This is a genomic window from Methylobacterium sp. P1-11 (assembly GCF_008329595.1).
Taxonomy (GTDB): Bacteria; Pseudomonadota; Alphaproteobacteria; order Rhizobiales; family Beijerinckiaceae; genus Methylobacterium.
Genome location: NZ_NPKS01000062.1, coordinates 1 through 19,462, shown reverse-complemented (window position 1 = coordinate 19,462; position 19,462 = coordinate 1). Strand labels below are relative to the sequence as shown.

The 19,462-nt window shown below is 72.9% G+C and carries 20 protein-coding genes and 1 pseudogene; 7 read left to right on the top strand and 14 right to left on the bottom strand.

Annotated elements, in window-relative coordinates; all coding sequences use genetic code 11:
- Both CIW48_RS34400 and CIW48_RS31925 read left to right on the top strand, forming a co-directional pair.
- Positions 1 to 95, top strand: a pseudogene (locus tag CIW48_RS34400) (CsbD family protein); the annotation flags it as partial.
- Between the two features lie 75 nt (positions 96 to 170).
- The gene (locus CIW48_RS31925; RefSeq protein WP_149314373.1) at positions 171 to 554 is read left to right on the top strand and encodes a CsbD family protein; all 384 of its coding nucleotides are present in this window, start codon (positions 171 to 173) and stop codon (positions 552 to 554) included.
- A gap of 138 nt (positions 555 to 692) precedes the next feature.
- Here the strand turns inward: CIW48_RS31925 and CIW48_RS31920 are convergent, their stop codons facing one another.
- The 4 genes from CIW48_RS31920 to CIW48_RS31905 form a co-directional block, all read right to left on the bottom strand.
- Positions 693 to 1,022: a DUF6285 domain-containing protein gene (locus CIW48_RS31920; protein ID WP_091789518.1), complete on the bottom strand. Its 330-nt coding sequence runs from the start codon at positions 1,020 to 1,022 to the stop codon at positions 693 to 695.
- On the bottom strand, positions 1,019 to 2,056 hold the full coding sequence (locus CIW48_RS31915) for a phosphotransferase family protein (RefSeq protein ID WP_149314372.1): 1,038 nt from the start codon (positions 2,054 to 2,056) through the stop codon (positions 1,019 to 1,021). The genes CIW48_RS31920 and CIW48_RS31915 overlap by 4 nt, the downstream gene beginning before the upstream one ends.
- 16 nt (positions 2,057 to 2,072) lie before the next feature.
- Entirely contained in the window at positions 2,073 to 3,251 is a 1,179-nt protein-coding gene (gene bktB / locus CIW48_RS31910) for a beta-ketothiolase BktB (protein ID WP_149314371.1), read from the bottom strand.
- A gap of 82 nt (positions 3,252 to 3,333) precedes the next feature.
- On the bottom strand, positions 3,334 to 4,539 hold the full coding sequence (locus tag CIW48_RS31905) for an acyl-CoA dehydrogenase family protein (RefSeq protein WP_149314370.1): 1,206 nt from the start codon (positions 4,537 to 4,539) through the stop codon (positions 3,334 to 3,336).
- A gap of 154 nt (positions 4,540 to 4,693) precedes the next feature.
- Here CIW48_RS31905 and CIW48_RS31900 point away from each other — a divergent pair, with 154 nt between their 5' ends.
- The 4 genes from CIW48_RS31900 (at position 4,694) to rclC (ending at position 7,578) form a co-directional block, all read left to right on the top strand.
- Positions 4,694 to 5,407, top strand: coding sequence for a TetR/AcrR family transcriptional regulator (locus CIW48_RS31900; RefSeq protein ID WP_149314369.1), 714 nt, complete (start codon positions 4,694 to 4,696; stop codon positions 5,405 to 5,407).
- A gap of 90 nt (positions 5,408 to 5,497) precedes the next feature.
- On the top strand, positions 5,498 to 6,481 hold the full coding sequence (locus tag CIW48_RS31895) for an AraC family transcriptional regulator (RefSeq protein WP_149314368.1): 984 nt from the start codon (positions 5,498 to 5,500) through the stop codon (positions 6,479 to 6,481).
- Between the two features lie 87 nt (positions 6,482 to 6,568).
- Positions 6,569 to 6,916, top strand: a complete 348-nt coding sequence (locus tag CIW48_RS31890; RefSeq protein WP_149314367.1) for a carboxymuconolactone decarboxylase family protein — start codon at positions 6,569 to 6,571, stop codon at positions 6,914 to 6,916.
- A gap of 38 nt (positions 6,917 to 6,954) precedes the next feature.
- Positions 6,955 to 7,578 (top strand): reactive chlorine resistance membrane protein RclC, encoded by a 624-nt coding sequence (gene rclC / locus CIW48_RS31885; protein WP_149314366.1) that lies wholly within the window; start codon positions 6,955 to 6,957, stop codon positions 7,576 to 7,578.
- On the opposite strand, the gene gph is transcribed toward rclC, so the two are convergent.
- The 7 genes from gph to CIW48_RS31850 form a co-directional block, all read right to left on the bottom strand.
- Positions 7,575 to 8,267 carry a phosphoglycolate phosphatase gene (gene gph, locus CIW48_RS31880; protein WP_149314365.1) on the bottom strand — a complete coding sequence of 231 codons (693 nt, stop codon included), beginning with the start codon at positions 8,265 to 8,267 and terminating at the stop codon, positions 7,575 to 7,577. The genes rclC and gph overlap by 4 nt on opposite strands.
- Positions 8,268 to 8,349: 82 nt before the next feature.
- A complete protein-coding gene (locus CIW48_RS31875) occupies positions 8,350 to 9,405 on the bottom strand; it encodes an SLAC1 anion channel family protein (RefSeq protein WP_149314364.1) in 1,056 nt (351 codons plus the stop codon).
- Between the two features lie 27 nt (positions 9,406 to 9,432).
- The gene (locus tag CIW48_RS31870) at positions 9,433 to 10,227 is read right to left on the bottom strand and encodes an SDR family NAD(P)-dependent oxidoreductase (protein WP_149314363.1); all 795 of its coding nucleotides are present in this window, start codon (positions 10,225 to 10,227) and stop codon (positions 9,433 to 9,435) included.
- A gap of 31 nt (positions 10,228 to 10,258) precedes the next feature.
- On the bottom strand, positions 10,259 to 12,535 hold the full coding sequence (locus tag CIW48_RS31865; RefSeq protein ID WP_149314362.1) for a xanthine dehydrogenase family protein molybdopterin-binding subunit: 2,277 nt from the start codon (positions 12,533 to 12,535) through the stop codon (positions 10,259 to 10,261).
- Between the two features lie 10 nt (positions 12,536 to 12,545).
- Positions 12,546 to 12,992, bottom strand: coding sequence for a (2Fe-2S)-binding protein (locus tag CIW48_RS31860; RefSeq protein WP_149314361.1), 447 nt, complete (start codon positions 12,990 to 12,992; stop codon positions 12,546 to 12,548).
- Between the two features lie 107 nt (positions 12,993 to 13,099).
- Positions 13,100 to 14,056 (bottom strand): GlxA family transcriptional regulator, encoded by a 957-nt coding sequence (locus CIW48_RS31855; protein WP_149314360.1) that lies wholly within the window; start codon positions 14,054 to 14,056, stop codon positions 13,100 to 13,102.
- Between the two features lie 115 nt (positions 14,057 to 14,171).
- Positions 14,172 to 14,513 (bottom strand): MliC family protein, encoded by a 342-nt coding sequence (locus CIW48_RS31850; RefSeq protein WP_149314359.1) that lies wholly within the window; start codon positions 14,511 to 14,513, stop codon positions 14,172 to 14,174.
- Between the two features lie 394 nt (positions 14,514 to 14,907).
- Between CIW48_RS31850 and CIW48_RS31845 the strand changes: the two genes are divergently transcribed.
- Positions 14,908 to 16,857, top strand: coding sequence for an EAL domain-containing protein (locus CIW48_RS31845; protein WP_149314358.1), 1,950 nt, complete (start codon positions 14,908 to 14,910; stop codon positions 16,855 to 16,857).
- A 23-nt stretch (positions 16,858 to 16,880) separates the two neighbouring features.
- On the opposite strand, the gene CIW48_RS31840 is transcribed toward CIW48_RS31845, so the two are convergent.
- The 3 genes from CIW48_RS31840 to CIW48_RS31830 form a co-directional block, all read right to left on the bottom strand.
- The gene (locus tag CIW48_RS31840) at positions 16,881 to 18,452 is read right to left on the bottom strand and encodes an ABC transporter substrate-binding protein (RefSeq protein WP_149314357.1); all 1,572 of its coding nucleotides are present in this window, start codon (positions 18,450 to 18,452) and stop codon (positions 16,881 to 16,883) included.
- Positions 18,453 to 18,512: 60 nt separating this feature from the next.
- Positions 18,513 to 19,133, bottom strand: a complete 621-nt coding sequence (locus tag CIW48_RS31835; protein WP_091789467.1) for a glutathione S-transferase N-terminal domain-containing protein — start codon at positions 19,131 to 19,133, stop codon at positions 18,513 to 18,515.
- Positions 19,134 to 19,293: 160 nt separating this feature from the next.
- On the bottom strand, positions 19,294 to 19,462 hold a 169-nt coding region (locus CIW48_RS31830), incomplete at its 5' end, for a Holliday junction DNA helicase RuvB C-terminal domain-containing protein (RefSeq protein ID WP_281407417.1).

Genomic DNA, 19,462 nt, shown 5'->3' with positions numbered 1-19,462 from the left:
AGGCGCAGGAGCTGAAGGGCGAGGCGCAGAAGACGGTGGGCGATGTCAAGGACGGCGCCGAAAACCTCGCCGACAAGATCACCGGCACGCACTGACCCCGTCCCGCGGCGCCGGCCGAGCCGGCGCCGCCCCCAAGTGGGGTTCCATCCACCCGACACCAGGAGAGCTGCATGAACCGCGACCAGATCAGCGGCGCGTCCCGCCACCTCAAGGGCCGCGCCCAGACCGCCCTGGGCGGCCTGACCGGTGACCCGGCCCGCCAAGTGCGCGGCGCCGTGAACCAAGTGGCCGGCGGCGCCCAGTACGCCTATGGCCGCGTCCGCGACCGCGCCGAGGACCTCGCGGAGGACGGCCGCCATCTGGCCGAGGCCGCCCGGACACGGGCCGACCACCTGATCGACGAGGGCCGCGACCGCGCCCGGGACGTGCGCCGCCGCGGCGCGGATTACGGCCGGCAGGCGATCCGCACGGCCGAGGCCAACCGCACCAACACCCTGCTGGGTCTGGCCGCCCTCGCCTTCGCGGCCGGCTGGCTCGTCCGCAGCGCCCGCTGACGGAGGCTCCACCGATGCTGCGCAAGCTCCTGACGGCCTTCATCGTGCCGAAGCTCATCGCCTATCTCGGGCGCCGCTACGACCGGCGCCGGGGCACCGGCCGCCCCTACTGAGGCCCGGATCGGCGCCCCGGGATCGCTATCCCGGGGCCTTCCAGATGCCGGCGGCGATCCGGGTCGTCTCGACCAGCGCCGCGTGGAGCGCCGCGTCGCCGTCGTGGCGACCGGCGCGGATCGCCGCGACCAGGTCGGCGGGCGTGCCGGCACCGTCGAGCGCCCGCTCCCAGGCCTCGGTCGCGGCGCCCGCCTGCGCGATCTCCCGCATGACGAGCCCCATCGCGTTGGCGGCCATCAGCAGGACGTAGCGCTGGCGCCCCGACAAAGCCGGGGCGACCTCGTCGAGGAGGCTCTGCCGGGCGACCGCCAGCAGGGCGGCGCCCGCGGGCGCATCCGGGAAGGCATCGCTCATCGGGCTCCCCATCGTTCCGGCGCGGTCTCGCGCAGGATCGCGGCCTCCAGTTCGGGTGCCATCCGGCCGGTCAGCGCCAGCTCCAGCGACGTCTCCTGGCCCGAGACGTGGCGGTGGCCCTGCTCCAGGGCGATCACCGCCCAGCGCAGATGCGCCATGACCTCCCAGTAGCGGACGGCCTCCGGATCGATCCCACGCCCGCTCTCGGCCTCGTAGCCGCGATAGAAGGCGGCCCGCGGGGCGATGCCGCCGGCCTCCAGATCGGGCCGGCCGAACCGCCAGCAGGCGGCGCAGAACCAGCCGATATCCTGGACCGGATCGCCCCAACCGGCGAATTCCCAGTCGAGGATCGCCGTCAGGCCCTCGGCATCGACCATGTAGTTGCCGGTGCGGAAGTCGCGGTGGACCAGGACCGGCTCGGGACAGGGCGGCGCGTGGAGCTCGGCCCAGCGCAGGCCCCATTCGAGGGCCGGGCGCACGGCGCCGATCCCGTCGAGATTCGCTCGGAGCGTGCGGATCTCGGCCAAGGCCGGGTCCGGCTCGGGCACCCCGAGGAAGGCAAGGTCGTCCGCCGGGGCGCCGGGGCTGCCTGCCCGCAGGATGCCGTGCGTCCGGGCGAGTTCCCGCCCGAGCTGCTCGGCGAGCGCCGCGCGGTCGCCGCCGAGGCTCGTATCCTTCACCACCCGGGGCCCCAGCCCGACGCCGGAGACGAGCCCGATCAGCGCGAAGGGCGCCCCGACCACGCTCGGATCCGCGCAGAACCCGACCGGCTCGGGCACCCGCACGCCGGCCGCGAAGGCCGCGCGCATGATGTGGAACTCCTCCGACCGCGACCGGCTCGACGCGATGGTGGCCGGCGCGTCCTTGCGCAGGACGAAGCCCCGCTCGCCGCCATCGACCCGGCAGCGCAGCATCCAGTTCTCCTGGATCGAGCCGCCGGTCAGCGGCCGGATGTCGTCGAGGGTGACCGTCCCGGCCTCCAGGGTCCGGCCGATCCAGGCGCAGAGCGCCGTCCTCTGATCTGCGTCCAGCATCGGGCTCAGGGCCGCGTCACGGGATGCGCTCGACCGCCATGGCGATGCCCTGGCCGCCGCCGATGCACATGGTCACGAGCCCGTAGCGGCCGCCGGTCCGGGCCAGCTCGTAGAGGGCCTTCACGGTGATGATCGCCCCCGTGGCGCCGATCGGGTGGCCGAGGGCGATGGCGCCGCCGTTCGGGTTGACCTTGTCGGGATCGAGGTCGAGTTCGCGGGAGACCGCGCAGGCCTGCGCCGCGAAGGCCTCGTTCGACTCGATGACGTCGAAATCGCCCGCCCGCAGGCCGGTCCGCTCGAGCAGACGCCGCACCGCCGGCACCGGGCCCATGCCCATCTCGGACGGGTCCACACCCGCATGGGCATAGCCGACGATCCGGGCGAGCGGCGTCGCGCCGTCGCGTTCGGCCCGCGCGGCGCTGGACAGGACGAGGGCCGCGGCACCGTCGTTCAGCCCCGAGGCGTTGCCGGCCGTGACGCTGCCGGTCTTGGAGAAGGCCGGGCGGAGCTTGGCGAGGTCCTCGGCGCTCGTGGCCTTCGGGTGCTCGTCGGTGTCGAAGGCCACCGTCTCGCGCTTGCGCTGCACCGCGATCGGCAGGATCTGGTCGCGGAACCGGCCCTCGCGGATCGCCGTTGCGGCGCGGGCCTGGCTCTCGGCCGCGAAGGCGTCCTGCATGGCGCGGGGGACGGCGTAGCGCACGGCGACGTTCTCGGCGGTGACGCCCATGTGGCCGCTGCCGAACGGATCGGTCAGCGCGCCGAGCATGTAGTCGACGAGCACGGCGTCGCCCATGCGCGATCCGGTCCGCCCGGTGGTCAGGAGGTGGGGCGCGCGGCTCATGCTCTCGGCGCCGCCGGCCAGGGCCGTCTCGGCGTCGCCGAGCACGATGGATTGCGCGGCCGAGACGATCGCCTGCAGGCCGCTGCCGCAGAGGCGGTTGACCGTCATGGCCGGCACCTCCTGGGGGATGCCGCCCTCCATGGCGGCGACGCGGGCGATGTAGGCGTCCCGGGGCTCGGTCGGGATGACGTTGCCGAGAACCACGTGGCCGACCGCCTCGGGCGCGGTCCCGGCGCGGCGCAGCGCCTCCGCGACGCAGCGGGCGGCGAGGACCGAGGGGGGCGTTCCGGCCAGCGCGCCGCCGAACGTGCCGATGGCGGTGCGCACCGCCCCTGTGATCACGACATCGGTCATACTCTCGGCCTCCATGCCTTACTCGGCCGCGCGGCGGACAGGATAGCGGACGGGACCGCCGACAGCCCGGACGAGGCCGCGCTCACGCCCCAACCTCCCACGACCAGAAGGCGTCGCCCTCGGCCTCGAGGTTGCGGTTGAGCACCATCTTGTGGACCTCGTCGGCCCCGTCCACGAGGCGGGCCTGCCGGGCGTAGCGGTAGATCCATTCCAGGGGCGTGTCGGTGGAGTAGCCCCGCGCGCCGTTGATCTGGATCGCCGTGTCGGCGGCCGCGTGCAGGAGGTTGGCCACGTGCACCTTGGCCATCGACACCTCCTTGCGGGCGAAGCTGCCCCGGTCGAGGGCCCAGGCGGCCTTCATCACCAGGAGGCGCCCGATCTCGATCCGCATGGCGAGGTCACCCAGCATCAGCTGGATGCTCTCCCGGTCGGCCAGCCGGATCCCGAAGCCGTGCCGCTCGGCCGCGTAGGCCCGGGCGATCTCGACGCAGCGCTTCGACAGGCCCAGCCAGCGCATGCAGTGGGTCAGCCGCGCCGGGCCGAGGCGGATCTGGGTGAGCTTCAGGCCGTCGCCCTCGGTCATCAGGACGTTCTCGGCCGGGATCTCCAGGCCCTCGAACAGCAGCTCGCAATGGCCGCCGTGCTCCTCCGGGCCCATGATCGGGATGCGGCGCAGGATCCGCCAGCCGGGCTGGTCCCGGTGGAACAGGAAGGCGGTCAGGCCCTTCCGCGCGTCGTCGGAGGTGCGCGCCATCAGGATGAAGTGCGCGGCCTCCTCGGCACCGGTGATGTACCACTTGCGGCCGGTGACCACGTAGCGGTCGCCCCGCCGCTCGGCCCGGGTCTGGATCATGCCGGGATCGGAGCCGCCGCCGGGATGGGGCTCGGTCATGGCGAAGGCCGAGCGGACCCGGCCCTCGACGATCGGGGCGAGCCAGCGCTGTTGCTGCGCCGGGGTCGCCACCTTCTCCAGCACCATCATGTTGCCGTCGTCGGGCGCGGCGGAGTTGAACACGACCGGCCCGAAGATCGAGCGGTTCATGGCCTCGTAGCAGACCGCCATGCCGACCTTGTCGAGACCGGCGCCGCCGGTCTCGGGCCGCAGCTGGAGGCACCACAGGCCCTCTGCGCGGGCGAGGCCGCGCAGCCGGGCCAGTTCCGTGAGGTTGATGTTGCCGTGGCCGTCGTAGGCGGCCGGATCGGCCTCCAGCGGCAGGATGTGCGTGTCCACGAAGGCCGCGATCCGGTCGCGGTAATCCGCGACGCGCGGGGAGATGGTGAAATCCACGGGCCCACCTCCTGGGTCGGTGCCGACGATAAAAATCGAGCGAGCGCTCGCTTTTTATCGCCTGGATTCGCGTCTGGCAACGGGCTAGACCGCGGGAGCCGCTCCCGGCCGTCGCCGCGGCGGGCCCGCGCGAGGATGGAGCGACGATGGATCGATGAGACCCGCAGACGCTCCCCCGGCCCTCCCCGCGGCCGCCCTTCAGGCGAAGGAGGCCTACGCGATCGAGGCGATCTGCGCGCGGATCCTGGCGCGGCACCGGGACCGGATCAGCGTCCGCAAGGACCACGTCGCCGTCGCCAACCTCGCCCGGATCATCGAGGCGGTGCTGAAGCTGTCGAGCCGTCAGGGCTTCCACGAGACGAGCCTGCGCGACCTCGCCCAGGCCTCCGGCCTCAGCATGGGCGGGCTCTACTCGTACTTCGACAACAAGAACACGCTGCTGGTGATGATCCTCACCGAGGTGGCCGAGACGGCCGAGGCGGCCCTGCGGCAGGCCCCGGCGGGGATCGCGGCGGATCCGGCCGCGCATCTGCGCTGGCTGATCGAGACCCATATCCGCCTGACCGAGGCGATGCAGCCCTGGTTCGTCTTCGCCTTCATGGAGGCGAAGGGCTTCCCGGCCCCCGCCCGGACGATGGCGACCGAGAGCGAGGCCGCCACGGAGCGCATCTTCGCCGAGGTGCTCGCCCGCGGCGTGACGGCAGGCGTCTTCAGGATCGCGGATGTCGATCTCACCGCCGCGCTGATCAAGCCGCTCCTGCAGGATTGGTACGTGAAGCGGGCCAAGCACCGGAAGCGCGGCATCCCGATCCAGCGCTACATCGACGGCGTCATCGGTTTCGTCGAGGCGGCGATCGCGGCGCCCTGACCGCGCCCGCGGAGACGCCGCGAACAACCCCTGGTCGAGGCCGCCGCGCGCGATTATGCCGGATCCGGAGCATTCCGGAGCGCGAGGGGCATGGCCGGACCGATCAGGCGCCGCGCGGGTGGGCCCGAGGCCGCCGGGGCCGACGACCCGCTGAGCGGCCTCGCGCCGCTGCTGCGCGTGCGGCCGCACCTGGACGACGTCTGCCGCTTCGGCGGCGCCTGGGCCGCCCCGCACGCGCCGGAACCGGCGGGGCAGGCCTATTTCCACCTCGTCACCCGCGGCCGGGCGACGCTGCGGCGGCCCGGAGGCGAGACGCTGCAGGTCGCGGCCGGGGACATCCTGCTCCTGCCGCGCGGCGACGCCCACACGCTCCACGGGCCGGGGCCGCAGCCCGCCACGCGCCTGCCCGTCGCGGTCCGCCACGCGCACACGCTGCGGTTCAAGACCACCGTCGGGGCCGAGCCGGAGGTCGAGCTGATCTGCGGCCGCCTGGCCTTCGAGGCGGCGCCCCAGACTCTGATCGTCACCGCCCTGCCCGACCTCATGGTCCTGAGCGTCGGCGCGCAGCCGCTGGCCACCCGCTTCGCGCCGCTGCTGGCGGGCATCCGCGAGGAGCTGAACCACATCCGCGCGGGATCGGTCGCGGTCGCCGGGAATCTCGCGAGCGCGCTGTTCATGATGATGCTGCGCGCGCATCTCGAGGCCTCGGCCCCGGCCGAGGGCCTGCTGCGCCTCCTGGGGCAGCCGCTCACCGCCCGGGCGGTGCTCGCGATGGTGCGCGATCCCGTGCATGCCTGGACGCTGGACGAGCTCGCCTCCCTGGCCGCCGCCTCGCGGGCGAGCCTGGTGCGGGCCTTCCGCGGGGCCGCGGGCGTCGCCCCGCTGGAATTCCTCACCGACCTGCGGCTCGGGCTGGCCCATCACCGCCTGCGCACCGAGGCGGTCTCCCTCGACCACCTCGCCGTGGAGGTCGGCTACCAGTCCGCGGCCGCCCTCAGCCGGGCGTTCCTGCGCAAATACGGGGTCCGGCCCGGTCACGCCCGGCAGGCCGAGGCTCCCCCGCAGACCGGTTGATCCGCGCGGTCATCAGGCTGCGCCGCGCGGTCATCGAGGGCGCGGCCGGCCCCGATTACCTTCCTCGTCATCACGAAGGAGGTCGTCATGCACATGATCGATTGGAACACCTACCGCCAGCAGGTCACGGCCGGCGTCGGACACTTCGCCACGCTCAGCCCCGACACGGTGCGGGGCTACGGCACCCTCAGCACGGCCGGCCAGAAGACCGGCCAGCTCGGTGCCAAGACCCGCGAGCTGATCGCGGTGGCGGTGGCGATCGCCCTGCGCTGCGACGGCTGTATCGCGGTCCACACCGACGCCGCCCGCAAGCTCGGCGCCACCGAGGCCGAGCTGGCCGAAGCCCTCGGGGTCGCCACCAGCCTCAATGCCGGAGCAGCCATCGTCTACGCGACCCGCGCACTCGACGCCTTCGCGGCCTCGGCCGAGGCGTAGCCCCTTCCCCCGACCCGGTTGAGCAAAGGCATCGTGTCATGAATACGCAGATCCGTCGCGTCCTCGGCCTCGTCTCCGGGCCGGCCTCGAACCGCCTCGGCCTCCAGGCCATGCGGGTCGCCATCGCGGTCATCTTCCTCTGGATCGGCGCGCTGAAATTCGTGCCCTACGAGGCCGACAGCATCGCGCCCTTCGTCGCCAACAGCCCGGTGATGGCGTTCTTCTACGCCCATCCCGACCAGTACGCGCAGCACCTCACCCACGAGGGCGAGCTGAATCTCGCCGCCCGCGCCTGGCAGACGGCCAACCACACCTACGCGTTCTCGCGCGGCCTCGGCACGGTCGAGCTGCTGATCGGCCTGCTCGTCCTCGTCGGCCTCGTGTCGCGGCGGCTCGGCCTGGCCGGGGCGGTGCTGGCCTTCCTCACCCCGGTGGTGACCCTGTCGTTCCTCGTCACCACCCCCGAGGCCTGGGTGGGCGCGCTCGGCGATGCCGCGCACGGCTTCCCCTACCTGTCGGGCGCCGGACGCCTCGTCCTCAAGGACGTCATCCTCATGGCCGGCGCCTGGCTCGTCCTCGCCGACAGCGCCCGCGCCGTCCTCGAACAGACCGCCCGGGCGCCCCGCGCCTCCGCCCGCCTCGACCTCGCGGGAAGCCGCTAGGAGGCCAGGGCGCGGCCGGACGGCAGCGCCTCGATCGCGGCCCGCAGCCCGCCGATGTCGTCGAGGACGGCATCGGCGGATGTCGCGTCGTCCGGACGCCCGTAGCCGTAGCGGGCCAGGATGGCGGCGGTGCCGGCCGCGCGGGCCGCCGCGATGTCGTGGTGCATGTCGCCGACCATGACGGCGCGCCCCGGCTCGACCCGCAGGCGGCGCAGGGCCTCGTGGAGCGGCGCGGGATCGGGCTTGCGCTGGGGCAGCGTATCGCCGCCCACGACCGTGTCGATCAGCGGCGCCAGCCCCACCGAATCCAGGATCAGGCCGGTGGCGCGGGCCGGCTTGTTGGTGACGATCGCCAGGGCGAAGCCCGCCGCCCGGAGCGCGCGGACCGCCCCGGCGGCGCCGCGGAATAGGGCGGTGCCGGCGGCCGCGATCGGCTCGTACACGGCCAGGAAGTCCGGCAGCAGGTCCGGCGCCCGATCCGGGTCGCCGCCCGAGGCGAGCAGGCCGCGCCTCAGCAGCGCCGGAGCGCCGTCGCCCACCATCGCCCGCATTGCGGCGGCCGTGACCGGGGGCAGGCCATCCCGCGCCAGGGTCGCGTTGAGGGCCGTCCGGAGATCGGCCAGGCTGTCGACGAGGGTGCCGTCGAGATCGAGGAGAACGGCGTCGAAACGCGACCGGGCCGCAGGCAAGGATCTTCTCCGCGTCGATGACGGGCCGCCGCGGGACGCCGACGCTTCGGTCTCGGGCAGGCGCTTCCTAGCGGGCCGGGGGCTACTGGGCCAGGGTGCGCAGCTCGCCCCGTGCGAGGCCGAGGAGCGTCCGGGCCAGCAGCCAGAGGATCACCGCGGTGGCGAGGCCGAGCAGGGCCAGGGCGAGGCCGTCGGTGAGAAGGCCCGGCTGCGCCGTCGCCACCCGCAGGGCGGTGACCGCGGCCGCCGCCAGGGGGAAGCTCACCGCCCACCACGCGACGCGGAACGGGCAGGTGCGGCCGAGGCGGGCGAGCTTCGGCAGCAGCACGGCGAGCAGGAACAGGGTGAGCGCGTAGAGCGCCTCGGCGAACAGGTCGATCGTGCCGGTGGTCGCCACATAGGCCGAGAACCCAACCGCGAAGGGCGCGACGAGGATCAGCAGCGACGGCTGGAGCGCCGTCGGCATCGGCTCTTCGAACAGGAGCCGCGACAGAATCAGGGTGAAGAGCGGCACCGCGAAGAACAGGCCGACGGCGAGCCCGAACACCATCACGGCGGGCATCGGCGGCAGGCCGAGGCCCGGGAGAGCGAGCGGCACGTCGAGGAGGCCGACCACCGGCACGATCCAGGCGGGCGTCGCGTGGGCGGCGTGCTGGCGGGCGCTCAGCCAGCGGGTCACGATCAGCCACGCGAACACCGCCATGCCGAGGGCGCCGCAGACCCACAGACCCTGCGCCAGGGGGAGGCTCACCCGCGCCAGGGGAATCGGCAGGAGCAGCAGGCTGATGAGCGGCGTGCCGAACAGGTTGCCGACGATGGGGTGCCGGGACTCGCCGGCCACCGCCTGCGGGGCGAGGATCGCCTTCACGGCGTAGCCCGCCAGGAGCGCCACGAAGGTCGCGCAGGCCGCCATGCCGAGGAGGGAGCCGATCCAGGCCGGCGTGCCGTAACGGGCCCCGGCGAGGGTCCAGGCGACGCCGAGGCCGGTCAGCCCCATGACGGCGGCGAACAGGCCGATCGGCAGCGCCTCGAACTGGCGCCAGCCCCCCGGCGCCGGGGGTGCCTGCGGTGCCCGGTGGGCGGTCAGCGCGGCCTCGGTGGTCTGCGCGCTGTCCTCAGCCCGGACGACCTCCAGCATCACTGTCCTCCCCAACCCGGCGGCCGATCAGCCGAGACCATAGCGCGCGGCCGGCCTGCTGCGGGAGAGATTCGGGCCCAGATGCAGGCGGGCGGCCTCGAAGGCGTTCCAGTCGTCCATCGCGGGCAGGGACGGGATCGTGACCGGCTCGCCCGCGTCGAGCCCGGCGAGGGCCGCGGCCACGAGATCCCGCGCCTCCATGATCATCGCGGCGGGGATCCGGCCGATATCGGCGCCCGCCCGTTCGAACAGCTCCGTGCGGGTGATGCCCGGCAGCACCGCCTGCAGGCGCACGCCCCGGGGACCGAGTTCGGCGGCGAGTCCCTGGGTGAGCGCCAGCACGTAGGCCTTGCTGGCCGCATAGACCGCGTTGAAGCGCTCGGGGAGCAGGGCGACCACCGATGCCACGTTGACGATGGTGCCGCCGCCACGCGCGGCGAAGGCGGCGGCCGCCGCCAGCGTCAGGTGCTGCAAGGCCGTCACGTTGAGGGCGACCATGGGGTCGTAACCCTCCGCCGGCCCGGGGAGGACCGGCCCCATCGGGCCGAGGCCGGCGCAGTTCACCAGGAGGCGCAGCTCCGCATCCGCCGCGAGGCGCTCGGCCACCGCCGCGCGATCCGAAGGCCGGGTCAGGTCGGCGGGCAGGACCGCGACCGTCACGCCGGATTCGCCGACGAGGCGGTCGGCGAGCGCCGCCAGCCGGGCCGCGTCGCGGGCCACGAGGACGAGACCGTGCCCCCTGGCCGCCAGCTGGGCGGCGTATTCCGCGCCGATCCCCGAGGACGCGCCCGTCACCAGGGCCTTTCCGTGAGCCTGTGTCATCGTGGATGTCCCGTCGTCGGCCGTCGGACGCTCAGGCGGCGCCGAGCTTGGTGTTGGCCACCGGAAGCGCGCGGATCCGCTGGCCGGTCAGCGCCGCGATGGCGTTGAGGATTGCGGGCGGGACGCCCGGCAGGCCCGGCTCGCCGACGCCGCCCATCGGCGCGCCGCTCTCGACGATGCGCACGTGCACGGCCGGCATGTGCTCCCGCCGCAGGATCGGGTAGGTGTCGTAGTTCTGCGACTGGCGCACGCCGTCCCGGTAGACGATCTGCTCGAACAGGACCGAGGACAGGCCGAGCGCCGCCGCCGACTCGACCTGCGCCTTGACGATCGCCGGGTTGACGATGCTGCCCGGATCGAACGCGATCCAGAGGTTGTGGACCCGCGCCTCGCCACCCTCCACCGAGACCTCGGCGATCGTGGCCGTCTCCGACCCGAAGGGCGAGGCCATCGCGACGCCGCGGGCGCGCAGGCCGCCCTCGGCCCGGTAGGGCCCGCGCCGCCAGCCGCCCGACATCTCGGCCACCGCCGTCAGCAAAGCGCGGTGTCGGGCGCTGCCCTGGAGGAGCGCCATGCGCAGCGCGAAGGGATCCTGCCCGCCCGCCTGCGCGACCTCGTCGAGGAAGCTCTCGTAGAACGCGTCGTTCATCGAGTGGCCGACGGAGCGCCAGAAGGCGATGTTCACGGGATGCATGACCTTCGTGAAGGTCATGCGCCGGTTCGGGATCGCGTAGGGCTTCGCGACGATGCCCTCGACCGCCGAGGGGTCGACGGGCGTCTTCATCAGCATGCCGAAGTAGCGGCCGATCGGCCCCTCCCCGACCGTGCGCACCGCGATGGCGGTCGGCTGGCCCGCTTCGTCGAGGGCCGCCCGGAACCGGCTGAAGCTCAGGGGCCGGAGCGCGTCGCGGCTGAACTCCTCCTCCCGCGACCACAGGACCTTCACGGGACGGCCGGTCGCCTTGGCCAGCAGGATCGCCTGCGGGAACGGGTTGCCGGCGTCGTAGGTGAAGTGCCGCCCGAAGAAGCCGCCGAGCATCGGCGAGTGGATGCGGACCTTGGCCGGCTCCAGCCCGGCGACCTTGGCCGACACGGCCTGGAACACCTCCGGCATCTGGTTCGGCAGCCAGACGTCGAGGGTGCCGTCGTCGTTGAACCGCGCGATGGCGGAGGGCGGCTCGAGCTGCGCGTGGGCGAGGTAGGGGGCCTCGTACGCCGCCTCGACCACCTTGGCGGCCCTGGCGAAGGCGCCCGTCACGTCGCCCTCTTCCTCGGCGACGTGGCCGGGATCGGCCGAGCCTTTCAGCGCGCCGAGCATGCCCGCGGAGGAGAAATCGGCCGCGACCGTGTCGATGCCGCTGGGCTTGGCCGCCGACCAGCCCACCTGCAGCGCCTCGACGGCCTTGCGGGCGCGCCACCAGCTATCGGCGGTGACCGCCACGGCACCCGGCAGGCGGTGCACCGCGTGCACCCCCGGCATCGCCCTGACCTCGGCCTCGTTCTTCAGGGTTTCCGGCTCGGTCCCGAGCCGCGGCGCGTGCTGCACGGCGGCGTAGAGCATGCCGTCGACCTTCTGGTCGATCGCGTAGACCGCTCGGCCGGTCGCCTTGTCCCGCACGTCGATCCGCGGCACCGGCTGGCGAATGTAGCGGAAGGTCTTGGGGTCGCGCAGCGGAACGGCTTCGTTCGGCTTCAGCTTGAGCGCGTCGGCCGCCAGTTCGCCGTAGGCCAGGGACCGGTTCGTGGCCGCGTGCAGCACGACCCCGTCCCGGGTGGTGAGTTCGCCGTCCTGGACCTTGAGCCGGGACGCGGCGGCGCGGATCATCAGGTCGCGGGCGGTCGCGCCGAGGCGCCGCATGACGTCGTAGCTCGACCGGGTCGAGAAGCTGCCGCCGGTCATGCGGATGCCGTTCACGACGGCGTAGTCGGGACCGGGCGGCGCGCATTCCACCACGAAGCGGGACGGCGGCACGTCGAGTTCCTCGCCGACGATCTGGGCGAGGCCGGTGGCGATGCCCTGGCCGCCCTCGACGAAGGGGCTCAGCAGCTTGATGGTCCCGTCCGGATGGATCTCCAGGAAGGCGGCGACCCGGGTGCCGGGCTTGGGCGCGAGGGCGCCCGCGCCCTCCGCGGGGCCCTGCGCCTCCGCCCGGGCGGCGCGGACCGGCAGGATCGCGCTGAGCACCAGGGCGCCGCCGGCCGCCGCGAGGAGGCCGCGGCGGGAGGGTTCCGGGCGGTGCTGCGGCGCCTCGGTGGCGGGATCGACGAGGGCGATGCCGTGATGGGCGGGATCGAGGAGCTGGTCCATGGCGGCGTCCTCAGGCGGCGGCCTGCCGCACGGCGGCGGCGATGGCGTTGTAGGTCCCGCACCGGCACAGGTTGGTCATCGCCTCGGCGATCTCGGGATCGGAGGGCCGGGGCGTCTGCTTGAGGAGGGCCGTGGCGGCCATGACCTGGCCCGACTGGCAGTAGCCGCATTGCGGCACCTGCCCGGAGATCCAGGCCGCCACGACCTTCCGGCCGACGGGATCCTGCTCGATCGCCTCGATGGTGGTCACGGCCTGGCTGCCGACGCTCTCCAGCGGCACCTGGCAGGACCGCGTCGCCTGCCCGTCGAGGAGCACTGTGCAGGCGCCGCACTGGGCGATGCCGCAGCCGTACTTGGTGCCGGTCATGCCGAGCGTGTCGCGCAGGACGAAGAGCAGCGGCGTGTCGGGCTCGGCCTCGACCGCGTGCGGACGGCCGTTGATCGTCAGATTCACCATGGCCGCGTTCCTCCGAGGATCGGCTGAGCCCCCCGGCCATGCTTACGGTCGCCCCCCGGGGCGGCCTACGTCATAAAAGCCACGTTTCCGGCCATGGCCGCGCGCATTCAGGCAACCGCGAGGGGCCCGGCCACCCGGCGGATCGCCTGCGGCACCACCCCGTGGACCCGGAGGAACGCGCGGCGCATCCGCTCGCGGTTGGCGAAGCCGGCCTCCTGGGCGATCGCCTCGATGGGCAGGCGGCTCTCCTCCAGCATCAGCTTGGCGGCCTCGACGCGGAGCGTCTCGATGGCCTTGGCGGGCGAGAGTCCGGTCTCGGCCCGGAACAGCCGGGTGAACTGGCGCGGGCTGAGGCAGGCCACGGCGGCGAGGTCCTCGGTGGTGAGCGGCAGCCGCAGGTTCCGGCGCGCATGGGCGAGGACGCCCTGGATCCGGTCCGTGGGCGGATCCACCTCCAGCAGCGCCGAGTGCTGCGCCTGACCGCCGGCCCGGCGGCGCTCCATCACCAGCCCGCGGGCGACGCGGTTGGCGAGGTCGCGGCCGTGGTCGCGCTCCACCATGCCGACCGCGAGGTCGATCGCCGCCGCCATCCCCGCCGAGGTCCAGATGTTGTCGTCGGCGATGTAGATCTTGTCGATGTCGAGCCGCGCGGCGGGATAGCGCTCGCGGAACTGGGCGGCGAAGTTCCAGTGGGTCGTGGCGCGGCGCCCGTCGAGCAGCCCGGCATCGGCCAGGACGAAGGAGCCCAGGCACAGGCCGGCGATCCGGCGCGTCGCCCGGGCCGCCGCCCGGAGATAGCGGGCGAGGCCCGGCGTCGTCGCGGGAAGCTCGACCCCGGCCGCGACCAGGATCGTGTCGAAGGCGCCCGGCGCGCCGAGGGGCTCGGTGGCGATGTCGGGGCCGATCCCCGCGCGTACCCGGCCGCCCTGCTCGGCGAGCAGGCGGACATCGTAGATTGCCGCCCCCGCGTATCGGTTGGCCAGCACGAACGGCGAGGTCACCGCCAGGGCCATGAAATCGAAATCGGGACAGACCACGAGGCCGATCCTCCGCGCCACAGTCATGGACGAGACCGCTCCGTTTCGCAGGCGGCCAACATCAGGCCACGGCCGCGCCGGGACAAGAGTCACGGCCGGAAAGGAGGCATCCGCGTCCGGATGCGGAGGCTGTCCCGCGGCCCTAGCGCGGCCCGGTGCCGGCCGGCTTCCGCTCGGAGCAGGTGACGGGCTTGGCCGACCCGGCGGTCCAGGTGACCGACTGCCCCTTGCCCCGCAGCTCGTGCGTGGCGTCGGCGTAGCGGAACCCCGATCCGCTCAGCTGCACCGGCAGGGTGACCGCGACGGCATTGCCCGGCCGGACGACCGCCTGCTCCGGCCCCGCGGCGTTCAGGAACGTGACGGCCAGCATCTGTCCGTCCGGACAGGCGAAGGTCACGTCGATCGTCTCGGCTTGCCCGGGTCCGGCGGCCACGAACACGCCGCCGAGGATCGCCAGCCACGCGGCGCGGATACGGGTTGTCATCGACCTCTCCCCAGCCTCTTCCCAGCCTCTCCCGCAGCCCTGTCGCGGCCGCGGCGGCGATCATCGCCGGGATGCGGCGGTCGGGCAATCGGGCAGACGATCCGGGCGACCGGCGCGGGCCCGTGGACCGGCATCCGGTCACCCCGGTTCGGCCGAGTATTGGATATCGCAGCTGAAGTCTTCGAAGGATAAAAATCCTTGAAAAAGGGCAATCCGGCTCGCCATTGGGCCACATCGGAGAAAAGCGATTGAGAATCCGGCCGGTCGGCGGATGGAGCGTCTGCGAATTGCCGTGGCGGGGCGGGCGGGGACGACCATCCTCCCTGCCCACCCCTTAAATCTCTCCTTAATGAAAGGAAAATAGTAATACGGAAATCGCGCAGCCGCAGCCTCAATGAAACGCCCGAAACATCCGCTCTCGATACTGATCGCGACGCTGACCACATCCGCCCGTGGTCTGACCGCCGTGCGTCAGCTCACGGAGCTGCAGAAACAGGTCCCGACCCTCTACGGGCTGCTCTCGGTCAATGCCGGTGCGCTCGCCGTGACGCATTACGGGCTGGCGCCGGCTGTCCTGACGCTCGGCATTCCGGGGGCCGTGATCGCGCTGTGCCTGGTGCGCGCGGTGCACTGGTTGCGCCTGCGGCCCGAGACGTTGAGCGAGGCGCAGGCCGCCCGTCATCTGCGGCGGACCACGGTGCTCACGGTGTTCTTCTCGGTCGCCTTCGTGATCTGGGCGATGGTCCTGAACAGGTTCGGCGGCCCCTACGAGCAGGGGCACGTGGCGATCTTCGTGGCCGTCACGGTGATCGCCTGCATCTTCTGCCTGACCCACCTGCCGGTCGCGGCCTTCCTGGTGACCGGGATCGTCATGGGCGTATTCCTGTTCTGCTGCGTGACGAGCGGGAACAACGTCTTCCTCGCCATCGCCGTCAACACGGCCTTCGTGACGGCGGTGATGGTCCGCATCCTCAACAGCAATTACCGGGCCTTCGTCGACCTCGTCGCGTCCCAGGCCATGGCGAGCGAACTCTCCGAGGAGAATGCGCGCCTCGCCCAGACCGACAGCCTGACCGGCCTGCCCAACCGGCGCTACTTCTTCCAGCAGCTCGACGCGGCGATCCGGTCGCCTTCCGATGCGGACCCGCCCTTCGCCCTGGCCATCTTCGACCTCGACCGCTTCAAGCCGATCAACGACACCTACGGGCACAATGTCGGCGACCGCGTCCTGGCGGAGGCCGGCCGGCGCCTCGCGGGCTTCGCGAGCGCCGAGGTGGTGGTGACGCGGCTGGGCGGCGACGAGTTCGGCGTGCTCCTGCGCGCGCCGGATTCGGCCGCGGCGGCGCTCACCGTCTGCGACGGCATCTGCACGGCGCTCCAGCAGCCGATCTGGATCGGCGACATCCAGGTCGTCACGGGCTGCTCGGGCGGGCTCGCCCTGCCCTGCCGGATCACGCACGACGCCGACGCCCTGTTCGACCGCGCCGACTACGCGCTCTACCATTCGAAGGAGCAGCGGCGCGGCGCGACGACCCTGTTCTCGCAGGAGCACAAGGACGCGATCCGCGCCGAGCAGGCGGTGGAGACCGCCCTGCGGACGGCCGATCTCGCCGCCGAGATGGGGCTGCATTATCAGCCGATCCTCGACACGGCGACGGGCCGGATCGCCCTCGTGGAGGGTCTGGCGCGCTGGACGAACCCGTCGCTGGGCTCCGTCCCCCCGGACCGGTTCATCGCGGCCGCCGAGCGCTGCGGCATGATCCACACGGTGACGCTCCTGCTCCTGCGCAAGGCGCTCGCGGATTGTGCGCAGCTGCCGCCCGGGACCGGCCTGTCCTTCAACCTCTCCGCCCACGACCTCGCCTCGCCGGAGACCGTCCTGGCGATCCTGGCTTCGGTGCAGGGCAGCGGCCTCGACCCGCGCCGCCTGACGCTCGAACTCACCGAGACCGCGCTGATGCGCGACTTCGATCACGCCAAGGCGGCCATCACCACGCTGCGCAGCCTCGGCATCAAGATCGCGCTCGACGATTTCGGCACGGGCTATTCGAGCCTGGGCTACGTCCACCGTCTGCCGCTGGACAAGATCAAGATCGACCGCAGCTTCATTGCCGACATCGAGACGGATCGGGGCCACAGCCTGGTCTCCACGATCTTGGATCTGTGCCGCAACCTCGGTCTCGACGGGATCGTCGAGGGGATCGAGACGCAGGCTCAGCTGGACGTGGTGCGGCGGCACGGCAGCCGCTACGTCCAGGGCTATCACATCGGCCGGCCGATGCCCCTCGCCGACCTGCTTCGGCGGCTGGACCGCGACGCCGTCGCGGTGCGCCGCAGGGCCTGACGAGCGCCTGAGGCGCACCGCGCTCAGACCCGCCGGATGTTCCAGAGGATCGGGAAGCCCGGGAGGCGGCCCGTGAGGTTGCGCCGGTAGGAGGTCATCGACCGGTAGGAGCCGACCGGCACGAACACGACCTCGTCGAGGGCGATCCGCTGCATGTCGGCGCAGATCGCCTTGCGCGTTTCCGCGTCGGAGGCCGCGAACCATGCGGCGCGCAGCGCCTCCAGCCGCGGCACCGACGGCCAGCCGAACCACGCATTCGGCCCGTTGGCCCGGAGCGGCTGGAGGGCGGCGGGATCGGCGTTGTCGAAGGACGAGAAGGTGGTGAGCAGCACCGACCAGCCGCCTTTCTCGACGGGCTCGCGGGAGACGCGCCGCTGGATCACCGTGCCCCAATCACTCAGGGCGACGTCGACGTTGAAGCCGATGCGGGGGAGCAGGTCGGCCGCGACCTGGGTCAGCGCCGCCGGCGCCAGCAGGTCCGTGGGTCCGATCAGCCGGATCTTCGCCCCGTCGTAGCCCGAGGCCTTGAGCGCCGCCCGGGCCGCCTCCAGGCTGCGCGGGCCGGTGAGCACGTCCATGCCGGCCTCGGTCGCCATCGGCGTGCCCGGCGTGAAGATCCCGCAGCGGTCGTCGTAGGCGGCCGGATCGTCGCCGGCGATCGCCGCCATGAAGTCGCTCTGGATGATCGCCGGCAGCACCGCCCGGCGCACCGCGACGTCGTCGAAGGGCGGCTGCAGGTGGTTCATCCGCAAAATCGCCGGGTTGGTGAGCCGGTCGAGGCCCTCGACCACGATGTCCCGGTTGCGGGCGAGCAGCTGCTGGAGTTCGGGTGGCGGCTGCTCGTACCAGTCGATCTCGCCGTTCTGCAGCGCCGCCGCCGCGGTGGCGCCGTCGGCGATGATCCGCCACTCGATCCGGTCGAAATGCGCGACCTTGCCGCCGGCGGTCAGGCTCGGGGCGCCCGGCGCCGGCACGTAGCCGGGATGGCGCTCGTAGACCATCAGGCTGCCCGAGTTGAACTCGTCGGCCTTCCAGCGGAACGGCCCGGAGCCGGTGGCGTCGGTGATCTGCTTGAACGGGTCGGTCCGGGCGATCCGCTCGGGCATGATGAAGGCCGGCTGGCTGACGCTCGCCAGCGCCTGCGGCAGGAGCGGGAACGGCGCCCTCAGGCGGAACACGATGTCGGTGTCGCCGTCATGGCCGAGTTCGTCGGTGGCGGCCATCAGGCTCTGGCCGAAGCCGTTGCGCGCCGCCCAGCGCCGGATGCTGGCGACGCAGTCCCGCGCCAGCACGGGCGTGCCGTCGTGGAAGCGCAGGCCCGCGCGCAGGGGGATCGTCACCCGGCGCCCGTCCTGCTCGACCCTGAGGCCGGCCGCCATCTGCGGCTGCGGCCGCAGCTCGGCGTCGAGGCCGAACAGCGTGTCGTAGACCACGTAGGCGTGGTTGCGGGTCACGATCGCCGTCGTCCAGATCGGATCGATGGAGGTGACGTTCGCCTGGGGGACCATGCGCAGGACCCGGGCGCCCTGCGCCCGCCCCACGGAGGGGGCCGCCAGGGCCGCGGCCCCCGCGGCGAGGAAGGTGCGTCGCCTCATCGTCACTCCCCGAACGGTGGACCTCCGCGTCGCAAGCGCCGGACCAGGGGGCGCCCCGCCTCAGCTCAGCGCGACGGCGAAGCCCCGCTGCACGGCGGGGCGCTCCATCATCCGGTCGTACCAGCGCCGGACCTGCGGGTAATCGGCGAGGTCGACCTGATGGCGCTCGTGGCGCCACGCCCAGCCGAGGATCGCGAAATCCGCCACCGAGAGCGGACCCGCCACGTACGCGACCTGGGCGAGGCGCCGGTCCAGCACGCCGTAGAGCCGGTGCGTCTCCTTGCTGTAGCGGGCGAGCCCGTAGGCGCGGTCGGCCTCGGCGACGGTCAGGAAGTGGTGGACCTGGCCGGGCATGGGCCCGAAGCCGCCCATCTGCCACATCAGCCATTCCAGGGCGGCGACGCGCTGCCGCCGATCCTCGGGCAGGAAGCGGCCGGTCTTCTCGGCGAGGTAGAGGAGGATCGCCCCGGACTCGAACACCGAGATCGGGGACCCGTCCGGCCCGTCCGGGTCGACGAGGGCGGGGATGCGGTTGTTCGGGCTGATCGCCAGGAAGTCGGGCGCGTGCTGCGCCCCCTGGGTGATGTCGACCGGGATGACCCGGTAGGGCAGCGCCATCTCCTCCAGCGCCACGCTGATCTTCCGGCCGTTGGGGGTGTTCCAGGCGTAGAGGTCGATCATCGCGGGCGCCTCCGCTGTGCGGAGGGAAGCTAGGGCCGGCGGTGGGGTCCGGCAATTCGGACGGCCCGGCCGACGCCGCCCCCCGTCATCCCCGGGCCGCGCGGCGAAGCCCGGGCTCGCCGTCCGGCGACCCGGCATGACGGCCGGGGATCACCGGCGCTCAGGCGGCGACCGGGGCCGGCTCGGGCTCCGGCAGGCCCAGATGCCGGTAGGCGTGTTGTGTGAGCACACGGCCGCGGGGGGTGCGCTGCACGAAGCCGCGCTGGATCAGGTAGGGCTCGATGATGTCCTCGATCGCGTCCCGCGGCTCCGACAGAGCCGCCCCGATC

Coding starts and splice junctions, on each gene's coding strand:
- CIW48_RS31895 (WP_149314368.1), top strand. CDS start 5,498: ATGGCCGGACCGATCAGGCGCCGCGCGGGTGGGCCCGAGGCCGCCGGG.
- bktB (WP_149314371.1), bottom strand. CDS start 3,251: ATGACCGATGTCGTGATCACAGGGGCGGTGCGCACCGCCATCGGCACG.
- CIW48_RS31850 (WP_149314359.1), bottom strand. CDS start 14,513: ATGACAACCCGTATCCGCGCCGCGTGGCTGGCGATCCTCGGCGGCGTG.
- CIW48_RS31890 (WP_149314367.1), top strand. CDS start 6,569: ATGCACATGATCGATTGGAACACCTACCGCCAGCAGGTCACGGCCGGC.
- CIW48_RS31925 (WP_149314373.1), top strand. CDS start 171: ATGAACCGCGACCAGATCAGCGGCGCGTCCCGCCACCTCAAGGGCCGC.
- CIW48_RS31875 (WP_149314364.1), bottom strand. CDS start 9,405: ATGCTGGAGGTCGTCCGGGCTGAGGACAGCGCGCAGACCACCGAGGCC.
- CIW48_RS31865 (WP_149314362.1), bottom strand. CDS start 12,535: ATGGACCAGCTCCTCGATCCCGCCCATCACGGCATCGCCCTCGTCGAT.
- CIW48_RS31845 (WP_149314358.1), top strand. CDS start 14,908: ATGAAACGCCCGAAACATCCGCTCTCGATACTGATCGCGACGCTGACC.
- CIW48_RS31860 (WP_149314361.1), bottom strand. CDS start 12,992: ATGGTGAATCTGACGATCAACGGCCGTCCGCACGCGGTCGAGGCCGAG.
- CIW48_RS31920 (WP_091789518.1), bottom strand. CDS start 1,022: ATGAGCGATGCCTTCCCGGATGCGCCCGCGGGCGCCGCCCTGCTGGCG.
- CIW48_RS31915 (WP_149314372.1), bottom strand. CDS start 2,056: ATGCTGGACGCAGATCAGAGGACGGCGCTCTGCGCCTGGATCGGCCGG.
- CIW48_RS31835 (WP_091789467.1), bottom strand. CDS start 19,133: ATGATCGACCTCTACGCCTGGAACACCCCCAACGGCCGGAAGATCAGC.
- CIW48_RS31870 (WP_149314363.1), bottom strand. CDS start 10,227: ATGACACAGGCTCACGGAAAGGCCCTGGTGACGGGCGCGTCCTCGGGG.
- CIW48_RS31900 (WP_149314369.1), top strand. CDS start 4,694: ATGAGACCCGCAGACGCTCCCCCGGCCCTCCCCGCGGCCGCCCTTCAG.
- CIW48_RS31840 (WP_149314357.1), bottom strand. CDS start 18,452: ATGAGGCGACGCACCTTCCTCGCCGCGGGGGCCGCGGCCCTGGCGGCC.
- CIW48_RS31855 (WP_149314360.1), bottom strand. CDS start 14,056: ATGACTGTGGCGCGGAGGATCGGCCTCGTGGTCTGTCCCGATTTCGAT.
- rclC (WP_149314366.1), top strand. CDS start 6,955: ATGAATACGCAGATCCGTCGCGTCCTCGGCCTCGTCTCCGGGCCGGCC.